The following is a 13,606-nucleotide window of genomic DNA, read 5'->3' as shown; positions in this document are numbered from 1 at the left end:
AAAAATGATGAAAAAAATTATTTTAGTATTGAATCATGTACAGGCAGGTATGGGAAGCGATGAGCATGCTGATTTAGCTCCAGGTGGGAAAAAAGCCCCTTTAGGACCAGGGCAAACGTTAACTCCTTATTTGAAAGAGCATGATAGCGAAATTATTGCGACCTTATATTGTGGTGACCAGTATTATCTGACACATCCAGAAGAAGTCACTAAAAAATTTATTGGTTTTGCTAAGAAATTTGGAGCGGAAGCTGTGTTAGTGGGACCAGCGATGCATTATCCAAATTTTGGTGAAATGGCCGGTGCTTTAACAAAATCGTTTAATGATTACGGCATTCCAGCTATTTCTTCAATGTCGGTGGAAAATCCGGCGACAGAAGTGTATAAGGATCAAGAACCAATTGTAAAAATGCCAAAAAAAGGCGGGATTGGTTTAAACGATTCATTTAAAAATATGGCTTTGTTAGTTTCGGAAAAAGCTAAAGGTAATGATACGACGGAATTAGAAAAAGAGATTTGTTTTTAGAAAAGAGGATCACAGATGAATGATGAACAATTACAAGTAGTCATGGGATTAATCATGAATGCTGGCAATGCTAAAGCAGAAGCTGTTGCCGCATTAACAGCAGCTAAAAAAGGTAATTTCATTTTGGCAGAAGAAAAAATGATAGCGGCAAATGAAGCATTAGTTGAAGCCCACAATGTTCAAACGGGTTTACTAACCGCTGAAGCTAGCGGCGATCACACAACAGTAACTTTATTAATGGTTCACAGTCAGGATCATTTAATGAATGCTATTTCTTATTTAGGTTTGACGCAAGAATTGATTGATTTGTATCACCGCTTAGATAGTAAATAATAAAAATTGCCTTGCCGTTTTGGCAAGGCAATTTTTATACTTTGTTTAACCATGTCGATAAAAATTGTAACTGTTCCTCGGTATGAAACCAATGTTCGCCGCCAGGCATTACTGTTAGTTGACAGTGATATTTTTCTGCGAAGGACCTGATTTCAGCTAGACTAGTTAAGTTGTCATTTTCGCCAAACATAATTTTTGTGGGAATTTGCCAGTTGGTTACAGGATGTGTTCTTGTATAAGTAAAATATTGCCACGACAAGGTTTGACCGAAATCAGTTTCAATTAGTTGCTCCTGCTCTAATTGGACTTCACTGACTTGGGCCCACGACATCATCTTTGTTATCAATTTTTCCATATCAACAACTGGTGAAACTAATAAACAATAATCGAGTTGTATATCAGCAAAAGCCAGCAAACTAAACCAAGCAGAAATACTGTTACCATATAAAGCAATGGTAGTCCAATTTTGTTTTAAGGTTTGATACAAATTTTTAAGCTCAGGTATGACTTCCCAAGGGACAAATTTTTCTGAACTATTTTTTCGGGTGCCATGTTCTGGTAGGTCATATGCGACCACTTGCCACCCTTTTGTAGTTAATATTCTTGCGGCAAATGCTGCTTCTTCTTGATTGCCATTTTGACCGTGGAGATAGAGATAGACTTTTTCAGAAGGCTCACCATAGATAGTGATTGAAATAGAATTAAGCGTATTATGTTGGATTTTCATCATTTTCTCCTTTATTTTTTCCAGTATATCATTTTTTTCTATGAGAAGAAAAATTTGATTGTTTTTTGGCGAAATATTAGGTTGTTATTTTTGTACTTTGATATTTTGCGTGTTACCGTTAAACGGTGATGAAAAAACAAATTAGACATTTAAATTCAGGAGGAATGAGACACATGACAAAACATCAACTACCGTCAGTCGAAACTCGTCTTTATATCAATGGAGAATGGGTCGAAGGCTCAAAAGAAAAGATCCCTGTAACAAATCCAGCAACTGGCGACGTTTTAACTGAAATTCATCAAGGGGCTGAAGCTGAAACAGAAGCAGCTATTGCTGCAGCGAAAAAAGCTTTTCCAACTTGGTCGGAATTACCAGTTACTGAAAGAGCCGCTTATATGAATAAATTGGCTGACTTGATTGAAGAAGATACAGATCGTTTGGCAACTATCATGACTTTAGAACAAGGAAAACCACTTACCCAAGCTGCTGGTGAAATTAAAAGTAATGTAGAAAATTTACGCTGGAATGCTGCTCAGGCACAACGGGTTTTCGGAGAAATTATTCCATCGCCACCAACTAATCAATGGCAAGTGCGCAAGCAACCAGTTGGTGTAGTGGGCGCAATTACTCCGTGGAATTTTCCTTCCAACATGATTATTCGCAAGATTGCACCAGGTATTGCAGTAGGTTGTACGATTGTTTTAAAACCTGCTAAAGAAACCCCATTATCTGCTTTAGCTTTAATGGAGTTATTTGAAAAAGCAGAATTTCCTGCTGGTGTAGTAAATATCGTTTTAGGAGATGCTAAACCAATCGGAAAAGTATTGTCAGAGTCTGAAGATGTGGCAAAAATTACTTTTACTGGTTCAACAAATGTCGGTAAAATTTTAAACCAACAAGCTTCTGATTCACTGAAAAAAGTTTCTTTGGAATTGGGCGGACATGCGCCATATATTATTTTTCCAGATGCCGATTTAGAATTAGCCGTGGATACATTAATTACGACAAAATTTAGAAATAATGGTCAAGTTTGCGTCTCGCCAAATCGTATTTTTGTTCATCAAGATGTGAAGGAAGAAGTCACGCACTTATTAGTGGAAAAAATTCAAGAAGTTACTGTTGGTGATGGCATGGATGATCCAACTACGGGACCTTTAATCAATCAAGCAGGTCTTGATAAAGTTGTCGCCCAATTAAAAGATGCCACAGAAAAAGGCGCAAAAGTTTTATTCGGTGGTCAGCAATTAACTGAGGGCGATTATCAAAACGGCTTTTTCTTCCAACCAACTGTTTTGGATGAAGTTACAACTGATATGGATATTTATTATGAAGAAACTTTTGGTCCAGTCATTCCTTTAATTATTTTTGAAGATGAAGACGAAGTAATTAAAGCAGCTAATGATACAGAATTTGGTTTGGCTAGCTATTTCTTTGCTAACAATATTCAAACCATTGACAAAGTCAGTCGTGGATTGGATTACGGCATGGTAGGAGTAAACGATACAGCTATCTCTAATTCTGCCACACCGTTTGGTGGTATGAAGCATTCTGGCTTTGGTCGAGAAAATGGAATATACGGTGTCGAAGAATATGTAGAAGTCAAATTTGTAAATATTCGCACAGCTAAATAGGAAAATCACCAGCACACGAATTCTTGAAAAAGGATTCGTGTTTTTTTGATTTTTGCTTATTTTCAGAATATTTAATCATTAATTGTGCTAAAATAAAAGAAAATTCAAAAAAATGGAGGTTACTTATGGGAACAGTCGTGAAAACGGGTCTAAAGAAGAACTTTTTGACGATTATCTTGTTAGCACTAGCAGGATCAATCATCTATGGGCTGCCATATTTTCGAAGCTATTATTACGATGCTTATGTTACAGCCTACAATCTAACCAATACGCAAATGGGTATGCTGGGGAGTGCTTACGGATTTATCGGTTTGGTTTCTTATTTTATTGGAGGCGTTTTAGCTGACCGTTTTGCAGCTAAAAAATTATTGATTTTTTCACTGATGGCAACTGGTTTAGGTGGATTCTTGCATTTATTTGTATCAAGCTTTTGGCCACTGTTTTTTATTTATGGTCTATGGGGCATCACTTCTTTGCTGACTTTTTGGCCGGCTTTAATGAAAATTGTCCGAATGCAAGCCAATGATGACGAGCAAAGTCGCGCTTATGGATTATTTGAAGGAACTCGTGGGATTACGAATGTGATTCATTTAGCGATAGCTACTGCAATTTTTGGGTTCTTTCAAAGCCGTGCTACGGCTTTAGTCGGTTTGAACTGGATTATTATTTTTTATTCGGTGATTCCGATTGTTTGCGGATTGGCTTTTATTTTTATTTTAAAGGAGCCAACTTCGGTCGAAGAAAATCAAGCCCAAGAAAAATTAACTTTCAAAGATGTAATTGATGTTTTAAAAATGCCGGCCCTTTGGCTGTCAATTGGGATTATGTTTACTAGCTATGTTTTTAATATGTCGATTTACTATTTCACGCCTTATGCTTCAAATGTCATTGGGACTTCAGCCGTTTTTGCTGCAGTGGTAGCGATGCTAGCTCAATATTGTCGTTTGGTAGCAGCACCCTTTGGCGGATTTTTAGCTGATAAAATTAGCAAATCAATGGTTATGTTTGCAGGTTTTGTATTTTTAGCTTTAGGAACTTTTCTATTAATTGTTAGTTCTGGTGTGAGTGGTCAACTGCAAGTGGTCGTGTTAGTTGTTGCGGCCAGTATGGTTTATATCGCCATGTACTCTAATTACGGTATCTTTTTCTCTTTCCTATCTGAAGGAGGTATTCCACTGAGACTTTCTGGGGTAGCAATCGGACTGGCTAGTACTTTAGGTTATTTACCTGAAGTGGTGGTTCCGCTGGCAGCTGGTAATATTTTGGATCGTTACCCAGGAAATACTGGTTATTTTATTTACTTTAGTATTATGATAGCAATGGCAGCGATTGGTGCAGTTTTATGTATTATTTGGAGTAAAACGTATGGCAAAAAATATCGTTTGAAAATGGCAGCCAAGGAGGCAAAATAAATGAAAAGAATTATCGAGAACTTTCCTTATGATGTAGAGGTAATTGAAAACAGTTGGTATACACTAAGTGACGGGACCGTTCTTTCGTATCGAGGTTGGTTTCCCAAATCAGATAAACCTTTACCAACAATTTTAGAATATTTACCTTATCGTAAAACAGATGGCACCCGTGGACGAGATAATCCCATGCATGGTTATTTTTCTGGCCATGGCTACAATGTGATTCGGATGGATATGCGAGGAACAGGTGAGTCAGAAGGGTTATTGAAAGATGAATATTTGAAACAAGAACAAGATGATGCTTTGGAGATCATTGACTGGATTGCCAAACAAGATTGGTGTGATGGCAATGTCGGTATGATGGGGAAATCTTGGGGTGGTTTCAATTCCTTACAAATTGCGGCACGTCAACCAGAAGCATTGAAAGCTGTTATGGTCGTAGGCTTTACTGATGATCGCTACAATAACGATATTCACTATAAAGGTGGCTTGATTTTAAATGATAATTTCTGGTGGGGCGCCATTATGTTGGGTTATCAATCTCGTGCAATCGACCCCCATGTTGTCGGTGATCGTTGGCGGGAAATGTGGCTAGAGCGTTTGAAAAGTATGCCTTTATGGATGGCGAATTGGTTAGAACATCAAACCCGTGATGATTATTGGAAACATGGATCAGTGTGTGAGAACTATGATGCGATTAAAGTCCCGGTTTTTGCCGTTGATGGATATGCAGATTCTTATACAAATACTGTGTTGAGTTTATTAGAAGGTTTGAGTGTACCGAAAAAAGGTATTTTAGGTCCCTGGGCCCATGTCTATGCTCATGATGGTGTGCCAGGTCCAGCAATAAATTATTTAGGTGAAGGAGTTAAATGGTGGGATCATTGGCTGAAGGGTGAAAAAACGGATACTTTGGATGGTCCAATGATTCAAGCTTGGATTGAAGACAGTATGCCGCCACAGACCAATAAACCTGAAAGTAAAGGTCGTTGGGTAGCTGTCGAAAACTGGCCTTCCAAGGTTGTCAACGATAAGAATTTTGGCTTAAGCTATCACGAATTAGTAGCAGAAAATACAAATACTAGTGAAAAAGTTGCCTTGAAAACGCCTTTAAACCATACCCTCTTAGCAAATGAATGGATGGGTGCAGGCGTACCAGGTGAATCTCCAGGAGATCAACGCTTAGACAATGGTTTGGCATTGAATTTTGATTCTGAAGTATTAACCGAAGATTTAGAAATTTTTGGCTATCCAAAAGTTACTCTTAAACTAAGTAGTGATAAACCAAATGCGATGTTATATGCTTCATTATGTGATGTTGCTCCAGATGGGTCATCTGAGCGGGTGAGTTATGGCGTCATGAATCTGACCCATCTAGCTGGTCACGACAAAGTAGTCTATTTAGAGCCGGGCAAAGAAGTTGAAGCCACTGTTCAATTAGATACTTGTGGGCATTCATTTAAGGCGGGTCATCGGTTACGTTTGTCTTTAGCAAATTCAGCTTGGCCAATGTTTTGGACGATGCCAGAAGAAAATACACTAACCTTAGAATTAGCTGATGCGCAGTTTAGTTTGCCAATTTTTACTGGAGAAGATACAGTGGGACCAGACTTGGATGCACAATCTGCACCATTGACACCAACAACTATCTTGTCGGAAGGAAGAGTTGAACGAGAAATATCTTATGATTTAGTGACTGATACCTGGACTTGCATGACGAATGGTATCGGTGGCGTTTTTGGAGAAGGAATTTATCGGTTTGATGAAATTGATGTAACGGTTGAACATAACCTAAAACGACTATTAACCTTATCAAATCAGGATCCTTTGTCTGCAAACTACACGATTACTCAAAATATGCGAATTGGTCGTGAAGGCTGGTGGACCAATGCAGAAATTACTACTACGCAAACTTCCGATAAAGAATACTTCTACATTACAGGTGAGATGAATGTCACCGAAAATGAAGAACCAATTTATGCTACAACTTGGGATAAAAAGATTAAACGAAACGGTATGTAAACAATTGAAAGAGCTGGATTTTAAAATCCGGTTCTTTTTTCTAGTATTTTAATAAAATAAAAAAATGGGGCGATTTTTTTGGATAAAAAATATTTTTTCTTTGATATTGATGGGACACTGACAGATCGGAAAACCGGAGAAATTGTGCCAAGCGCACAAGAAGCTCTGAATAAATTACAAGCTGCGGGACATTTTGTAGCAATTGCGACTGGACGGGCCCATTATAAATCGATTGATTTTATGAATTCGGTGGGATTAAAAAACATGGTTTGTGCAGGTGGCGGTGGTTTAGTCTTGGATAATCAATTGGTTCAAAATCAACCGCTGAATTTAGCGGATGCGAAAGCATTGTTGGCACAAACAGAAGCTTTGGGACTGGGAACTTTATTAATGTTAGATGATTCGATTAAAGTTTATGCAAAAAATGATTTGTTTAGAGAACAAGTCGGTGAGAGACGTGAGCCAACAGAATATATCATCGACGAAGCTTTAGACTATGAAAAATTGACAGAAATCTACAAAATATATGTGGTCATCTCCGAAGCAAATGAGGCGAAATTAACGACTAAAGATCCTTTGGGCTATGTTCGTTTTATGCCAGATTATTTGACGATTCAATACGATGATAAATATAGTGGAATCGTTGCGACTATCAATCACTTAAAAGGAGATTTATCAAAAGTTGTTGTTTTTGGCGATGATACCAATGATTTGGTGATGTTTTCACCGGAATGGACCAGTATTGCCATGGGTAATGCGCATTCGGATTTGAAAAAAAAGGCTGATTTTGTCACAGCAAAAAATGTGGATGATGGGATTTATTTGGCTTGTCAGAAATTTGGCTGGATTTAAAATTTTGGGCGAGAAGTTTTATAAATTTCTATTTCAAAGGTTAACTGGTTTTGTCGATTTTATAGCTACTCAGCTCAATTTAGATCAGCTAGAAGTGTTGTCTAAAATAGCCAGAAGGATGATCTATTTTTCGATTGTTGGTTTTTATTTAGTCTTGCGAAATTTCTATGCTCTAATTGGCTGATTATTTTCGCTTTAATTGGAATTTATATTTTTCCTATTATTTTTGGTAATCTGCGCCATGCTTTGCGAAAAAAAACGACTGAAATGCGGGAAAAAGAAAACTTACCTCCTAAAAAAAGTAGTTTTTGGATTGATTTTTTTAGAAATATCTTTCGGCAAACTGATGTGAAAAAGATTCAAAAAATCTCAAAAAGACTAATGAACGCTGCAATTATAGGCTTTATTACCATTTTTATGCTCTTTGCTTTTTGGCTGTTTTCAAGAGATATCGTAATTGCCTTACTTATCATTCCCATGAGCCTTGAATTTGTGGTTACTTGTTTATCTGATTTAGTTGAGCTTCAAACTTGGGAAGTTGCACAAGATGAAAAACGCCAACAAGCAAAAGCAGCTAAACGAAAAGCCCAGGGCTATTAAAAAAACTAGTAATAATAATGGGACTCAAAAAGGCTGATTTTGGAGCTAAATTTGGAAATGTACATCAAAATTACTAGAGTCTGGCATTGTTAATCATTTAAAAGAATTTGAGATGAGTAAAATTTATTATTTGTAAAAGGAGAAAAATATGTTAGATAAAAGTATTCCTTATGCTGATTTTTGGATGGTACTGCCAGCTGAAAAAACAATCTTAGAGTTTCCTTTGAAGAAAGACTTCTCATTGAAATTTTATCAAAAAGGGGATGAAAAAGGCTGGTGTGAGATCGAAACCTCCGTTTTAGAATTTGATCAACCAGAAACGGCAATGACTTATTTTGAGAAAACTTTTTTGCCCTATCCAAGTGAACTAAATCGTCGTATGTTATTTGTAGAAAACGCTAAGGGTGAAAAAATTGCAACTTGTACTGGCTGGATGAAAACATTAAATGATGGCAGAACTGTTCCGCAATTTCATTGGTTGGCGGTTAAGCCAGAATATAGTGGTCAAGGATTAGCTAAAACGTTAGTGAGTCAGATTTGCCAAGTATTACGTAAGATCTATCCAGACCAAGCAATTTATTTACACAGCCAGACTTGGAGTAAGCCAGCGGTATTTTTATATCGTAAATTTGGTTTTGAAATAATGCCAACTGATCTTAATGGCAATCAGAATGAAGACTATGAAAAAGCTCTAAAAATCCTAGATCTATAATAATAGTGAATCATTTTAAGCGCTAGAAATATGTTAAAATGATTTTAAATAATAGGGAGGTTTTTTTGTGAAAAAGTGTCGGATGTTTTTGATAATTTTAGCCGCATTGTTTTTCTTGACGGGGTGTGGGAAAAAAGCAAGTGATGATTTCAAAGAAACTTTGGAGCAACAAAATGAAATGAACGGCAGTGATTTTACTCTGAAAATGAAAACGATTGAATTTGGCGATACAGAAAATATTTCTTCAATTATTGCCGGTGCGATGGGGGATCGTTTAAAATCAGCAGTCATTACTGGAGAAAATATTATCGATTCGAAGAACGAAACCGCTGATACCAATCTTTCAATGGATCTTTCGGATTATCAATTACCGATGCATTTTATTACGGATTTAAAAAAAGGCAATATGTATTTAGAGGCGACTTATTTAATTGAAATTCTAAAAATTGCCGCTTCCTTAAATGACATGAATGCCGAAGACTTTTACGATTTTTCAAATATTGAAGGGAAATATATTGAAGCTACTGCCGAAGAAGAAGCTGATGAACTGTCGATGGAATCGCCAGAAGAAACGACTGAATCAGGTTATGATTTTGCTGAAATGCGGAGTATTTTTTCAAAAGAGTATTTTTATGGCTATTTAGGAACCCGGGGAAATGATGCTTTCAAAGTGACCAAAGAGACCATGAGCTATACTTTTAATAGTAAAAGCTTTAAGGAATTTTTGAGTTATGTCAGTGATGAAGGTGACGAAAGACAAAAAATTATTGCCACCGAAATGTTAAAAGAACTTGCTACAAATGAAGGCTTAATTGATATGAATATAAAAATGACTTTAAACAAAGCTAAAAATAGTGCTAAAATTGATTTTAAATTTTCAACCGATGAAACAGATACCGCAATTAGAAAAATCGCTGGGACGCTGAATTTAAAATACAAAGACAGCAAAAAAACAGTTAAACTTCCAAAAGATGATGAAATTATAACTGGTCAAGAAGTTGAAAGTGACTTAGAGGAACAACAAGGTGGCGATCAGTATATGAGTGAGGAAGATTTCCAAGAGATTTATGATTATGTTAGTCAATATCAAGCTGCTATAACACCAGAAATTGCGCAACAAATTCTGGAAGAATATGCGCCATATTTAACTGAAGAACAGTTGGCACGTTTAGAAAGCTTACTTCAAGGACAAATAGCCGCTTAAATAATCTGATAACAATTATCACCACTCGTGAAAACGAGTGGTTTTTTATTGAAAATAATTTTACTAGGTTTTCAAGAATTTAAACCAGTCAATCCTAACCAAATAAAGAAATACAAAACCAGAATGACTAGAGCAACAAAACTACTAATCAAAATGAAAAAAAGTATATTTTGCAGACGATTTTTCTTTTTGAAAGCTAGTAATAGACTACCAATAATAATAAAACTAAAAAAAGTTAACAGCGGAGTTTTTAGATTAAATAGGTGAATTAACTTAATCAACATAGTAAACCTCCGCTGTTCTTTTATAGTTAATTGTTATTCCTCAATTACCAACATATTATTTTCATCAAACTGCCAGATTTTCCCGTAAGCAACTTCCCAATAATAACCGTTTGGATCAGTAAAATAACCAGAATAACCGTCCCAATCAGGATTTTTAGTCGGCTGCTTGATGATTTTTCCGCCGGCTAAGTGGACCTCTTTGAAAAAAGCATCGACTTCTTCAGGTGTTTTCATATTAATGGCTAAGGTGATACCAGGAAAAATACCAGTTTGAAATTTTGGAGGACTGTCTGGATTAATATCTTTTGTTAATTGCTCCAGTGGATAAAGTTCTAACTTAGTGCCTTGATTATCGAAAAAAACGATCGGCGGATTGTCAGATTTTTCGTAAGTTTTAAAGCCGATGTTCTTGTAAAAGCTTAACGATTCCTTCATATCATTTACCCCTAAACAAATCAAATTCAGTCTATTCATAGTAGCCTCCTAATATTTTTTTGTGTTAAAAGCTAGTTGATTAATGATTGTTCTTTGATTTTTTTTTCGTAAAGGTACGTAATGACATCAGATCGAGGATCTTTTTTTTCACCGACTTTATGGTAGCCAAGTGACTCATAAAAGCGATGTAACTGGAAGTTTTCACTAACTGTTTCAAGAGTCCATTTTTTTACATGGGGATGGGCGGCTTCAAGAGCTGAAAGGATTTCTTTTCCGTATCCTTGGTGTTGATATTTTGGATCAATAAAGATAGTTGCTAATTCAGCTTTTTTACCTAAAACAATCACAAATACGCCACCAATTTCGTTACCATCAGCTAAAATAACTTTTCCAAAATGTAAAGGTGGTTGGAAATTTTTCTTTTTCAAATGTAACAATGGTGGATAGATACCATATTTTTCAAAGTCTGATTGAAATGCCCGTAAAGCCATTTCGTAAAGTTTGGGTACATCGGTTTTTTTCATTTTTCTGAAGGTTATCATAAGAAGAGCCCCTTTTTAATCGGTTGTTGAAACTATCGTAGCAGACAGTAAATTTTTTTCAACACTGATTTAGTAATCTGACGATAGTGTAAGTTTATTTTTCAGAAAAGATACCAGCAGCACCTAATGAAATACCGATTGCTAAACCAATGGCCAAATGATCAAATAAATAACCAAAGACTAATCCAAAGATGAACCCTAAAGTTAACGAGTAATTCTCTTTCTTTTTCATCTGTTTTCTTCACTCTTTTGTTGGGCCGTTTTTATTTGCTTTTGTCGTAATTTTAATACTTCAGTCTGATTGTCTGGAAAAAGTAGATTGAAAACTTTCACACTATAGTCAGCGGATACGAGGGCATGACCACGCATATGGGCGGTAGCAATTGCCTGCGCGAAAACTCTAGCAGCATATTTTTCAATTGGTGTTTTTGATTCTTTTGCAATCTGATTTGCTAGAAAACCAGCTTGCCAAAACTCGTAAGCCGAGATTTCTCCAGCTATTTTTTGCTGAAAGGCATCAATTGCCTGCTGAATTCGCGGATCACTGATTCGTGGCGCACTCAAATAAACTAAAAAAGGTTGTGCGTTTACTAAAGCCCACTCAGCAAGTTCCTTGTGGGAAAGTAATTCCAGCTGCTTTTCCAAATCTGCTCTTAATTCTGAATGGTCAAAAATTTTTATTTTTGGCTGACTAGGAAATTTTGCTTGTCCCATTAAGCTTTGTTCATGAAGGTTCCAAGAATAAATTTCAGGTTCCATTAAACAATCTCTTTAGAAAAGTCTCGTACCAAGTTATACCAGATTTCATTTGCATGGGTCGATTCAGAAACACCTTCTACTTGATAGTGATTTTTTTGATAAAAAGGAATCAAATTCGCTAAACAAGTTAAGGTGATACCAGCGCGTTTTTTTTCTTGTGAAATTTGCGCAAGACCTGTTAGCAAGCAACTCGCAATCCCTAAATTATAATACTCGGGGGCAACAGCTAAGCTGAGAATAGTTTGGAAGCCGCCTGTTTCTGGATTTGGGATCGTTTTTTCAAATAGTTCGTCAGTTAAATATCTTTCTGAAACAACTGGCCCAACGACATAACCCAAAATTTCCTGTTCTAGGTTAATAGCCACCAGAAAACTGTCAGGAATTTGCTGAATTCTTTCTAGCATAGCTTTTTCTGAAGCCGCTTCAGCTGGTGAAAAACCACTTCTTTCAATGGTCATAATCCGATCTAAATCTTTTTCAGTTGGTTGTCTAAAATCAATTTGCATCTGCTCACCTAGTTTTCAATTTTTTTTATAATTTTGGCTGGATTACCAGCAACCACTACATTTTCTGGTACGTCTTTAATTACCACTGAACCAGCTGCTACGATGGAATTATCGCCAATTGTTACGCCACCTAAAATGGTTACACTTCCGCCAATCCATACGCGATTACCAATTTTGATGGGTTCGGCATAACCAGATAAGTTGCGGTCCACCGGATTGAGTTGATGGCCAGTTGCATAAAGTCCAACATTTGGTCCAATCATACAATCATCACCGATAATGACTTGCGCCATATCTAAAATAGTAAAATTAAAGCCCGCGTAAAAATGGTCTCCAATGGAAATATTACTTCCTAAATCGCAATTAAAATTGGTTTCAATCACCGGTAACTCACCACAAGAATGAAACAACTCTTTTAAAATCCCTCGCTTTTTTATTATTTCACGGTTGGTCAACTCATTAAAGGTTTTTAGTTTTTCATGTAAGTCGATACTGTCAGTTGAAAAATTGTGCAGGTCACGTTGGTAAAATGAACGGGTCATTTTTTTCCTCCTGAAGATTTCTGGTTATTTATTTTCACTTGGCTTCAATAATGGGGTCAAAGCAACGCTAGATCCACTAGCGGTAATGATGGTTGTTTGTAGATACTGCTGTCCAGTTGTTAAATCTGTAATGACGGCTAGTTCTTGTTTTCCCTTTGCGTAAACTTGTTCGATAGTAAAATTTTTTGAATCAGTCATATGTTTTCCTCCTAATATAAATTAACTTAATTTGTGATTCACATAAAAAAATTGAAAGATTAATAGTAATGTCAAACTTAATAAGATCAACCATAAGACTAGAACATCATTGAAATGAAGTAAAAAGAGTAAGGCCAGTGTTAAAATCAATTGCAATAACCCTAAGACCAACGAAGATCGTTTCACTGCTAATTGTGCTTGTTGCCAATTTTTTGCATTTTTGACGGCTTTTGTAGAACGAAATCCCTGAAGCGATTGACTACGATAGCGATCATTTTTAGTTAAATATCTAGATTGAATGGGTAAGATGATTAAAAAAAT

17 protein-coding genes are annotated in these 13,606 nt (G+C 36.3%); 9 read left to right on the top strand and 8 right to left on the bottom strand.

From position 1 onward, the window contains the following. Window positions 1-7 precede the first annotated feature (7 nt). Together ID741_RS16160 and ID741_RS16155 are read left to right on the top strand one after the other, a co-directional pair. Complete coding sequence (locus ID741_RS16160) at window positions 8-526, top strand: GrdB-related putative oxidoreductase (RefSeq protein ID WP_438720761.1); 519 nt, start codon at window positions 8-10, stop codon at window positions 524-526. Between the two features lie 15 nt (window positions 527-541). Next, window positions 542-859, top strand: coding sequence for a PTS lactose/cellobiose transporter subunit IIA (locus ID741_RS16155; RefSeq protein WP_438720760.1), 318 nt, complete (start codon window positions 542-544; stop codon window positions 857-859). 34 nt (window positions 860-893) lie between these two features. Here the strand turns inward: ID741_RS16155 and ID741_RS16150 are convergent, their stop codons facing one another. Next, window positions 894-1,586, bottom strand: a complete 693-nt coding sequence (locus ID741_RS16150; RefSeq protein WP_438720759.1) for an alpha/beta hydrolase — start codon at window positions 1,584-1,586, stop codon at window positions 894-896. 173 nt (window positions 1,587-1,759) lie between these two features. Here ID741_RS16150 and ID741_RS16145 point away from each other — a divergent pair, with 173 nt between their 5' ends. From ID741_RS16145 to ID741_RS16115, 7 genes are all read left to right on the top strand, one after another. Then, window positions 1,760-3,217, top strand: coding sequence for an NAD-dependent succinate-semialdehyde dehydrogenase (locus ID741_RS16145; RefSeq protein WP_438720758.1), 1,458 nt, complete (start codon window positions 1,760-1,762; stop codon window positions 3,215-3,217). A gap of 125 nt (window positions 3,218-3,342) precedes the next feature. Then, the gene (locus tag ID741_RS16140; RefSeq protein ID WP_438720757.1) at window positions 3,343-4,629 is read left to right on the top strand and encodes an MFS transporter; all 1,287 of its coding nucleotides are present in this window, start codon (window positions 3,343-3,345) and stop codon (window positions 4,627-4,629) included. Further along, window positions 4,630-6,651 carry a CocE/NonD family hydrolase gene (locus ID741_RS16135; RefSeq protein WP_438720756.1) on the top strand — a complete coding sequence of 674 codons (2,022 nt, stop codon included), beginning with the start codon at window positions 4,630-4,632 and terminating at the stop codon, window positions 6,649-6,651. A 78-nt stretch (window positions 6,652-6,729) separates the two neighbouring features. Further along, entirely contained in the window at window positions 6,730-7,503 is a 774-nt protein-coding gene (locus ID741_RS16130; RefSeq protein ID WP_438720755.1) for an HAD-IIB family hydrolase, read from the top strand. A 267-nt stretch (window positions 7,504-7,770) separates the two neighbouring features. Then, a complete protein-coding gene (locus ID741_RS16125; protein WP_438720754.1) occupies window positions 7,771-8,103 on the top strand; it encodes a hypothetical protein in 333 nt (110 codons plus the stop codon). A 148-nt stretch (window positions 8,104-8,251) separates the two neighbouring features. Then, the gene (locus tag ID741_RS16120) at window positions 8,252-8,815 is read left to right on the top strand and encodes a GNAT family N-acetyltransferase (protein ID WP_438720753.1); all 564 of its coding nucleotides are present in this window, start codon (window positions 8,252-8,254) and stop codon (window positions 8,813-8,815) included. A 67-nt stretch (window positions 8,816-8,882) separates the two neighbouring features. Then, window positions 8,883-10,019: an LptM family lipoprotein gene (locus ID741_RS16115; RefSeq protein ID WP_438720752.1), complete on the top strand. Its 1,137-nt coding sequence runs from the start codon at window positions 8,883-8,885 to the stop codon at window positions 10,017-10,019. 317 nt (window positions 10,020-10,336) lie between these two features. Here the strand turns inward: ID741_RS16115 and ID741_RS16110 are convergent, their stop codons facing one another. From ID741_RS16110 to ID741_RS16080, 7 genes are all read right to left on the bottom strand, one after another. Then, entirely contained in the window at window positions 10,337-10,777 is a 441-nt protein-coding gene (locus ID741_RS16110; protein ID WP_438720750.1) for a VOC family protein, read from the bottom strand. Window positions 10,778-10,809: 32 nt separating this feature from the next. Further along, a complete protein-coding gene (locus ID741_RS16105) occupies window positions 10,810-11,280 on the bottom strand; it encodes a GNAT family N-acetyltransferase (RefSeq protein ID WP_438720749.1) in 471 nt (156 codons plus the stop codon). Between the two features lie 94 nt (window positions 11,281-11,374). Further along, window positions 11,375-11,512, bottom strand: coding sequence for a hypothetical protein (locus tag ID741_RS16100; protein ID WP_438720748.1), 138 nt, complete (start codon window positions 11,510-11,512; stop codon window positions 11,375-11,377). After that, entirely contained in the window at window positions 11,509-12,039 is a 531-nt protein-coding gene (locus tag ID741_RS16095) for a putative immunity protein (RefSeq protein ID WP_438720747.1), read from the bottom strand. The genes ID741_RS16100 and ID741_RS16095 overlap by 4 nt, the downstream gene beginning before the upstream one ends. Continuing rightward, a complete protein-coding gene (locus tag ID741_RS16090; RefSeq protein WP_438720746.1) occupies window positions 12,039-12,545 on the bottom strand; it encodes a GNAT family N-acetyltransferase in 507 nt (168 codons plus the stop codon). The genes ID741_RS16095 and ID741_RS16090 overlap by 1 nt, the downstream gene beginning before the upstream one ends. An 8-nt stretch (window positions 12,546-12,553) precedes the next feature. Beyond that, the gene (locus ID741_RS16085) at window positions 12,554-13,087 is read right to left on the bottom strand and encodes a sugar O-acetyltransferase (protein ID WP_438720745.1); all 534 of its coding nucleotides are present in this window, start codon (window positions 13,085-13,087) and stop codon (window positions 12,554-12,556) included. A 24-nt stretch (window positions 13,088-13,111) separates the two neighbouring features. Beyond that, window positions 13,112-13,285 carry a DUF6440 family protein gene (locus tag ID741_RS16080; protein ID WP_438720744.1) on the bottom strand — a complete coding sequence of 58 codons (174 nt, stop codon included), beginning with the start codon at window positions 13,283-13,285 and terminating at the stop codon, window positions 13,112-13,114. Window positions 13,286-13,606: the final 321 nt, after the last annotated feature.

Origin of the sequence: Enterococcus sp. AZ103 (assembly GCF_051714685.1) — a bacterium.
Classification (GTDB): domain Bacteria; phylum Bacillota; class Bacilli; order Lactobacillales; family Enterococcaceae; genus Enterococcus_A; species Enterococcus_A alishanensis.
Note: the sequence above shows the minus strand (reverse complement) of the source record. Positions and strands in the feature narration are given on the sequence as shown.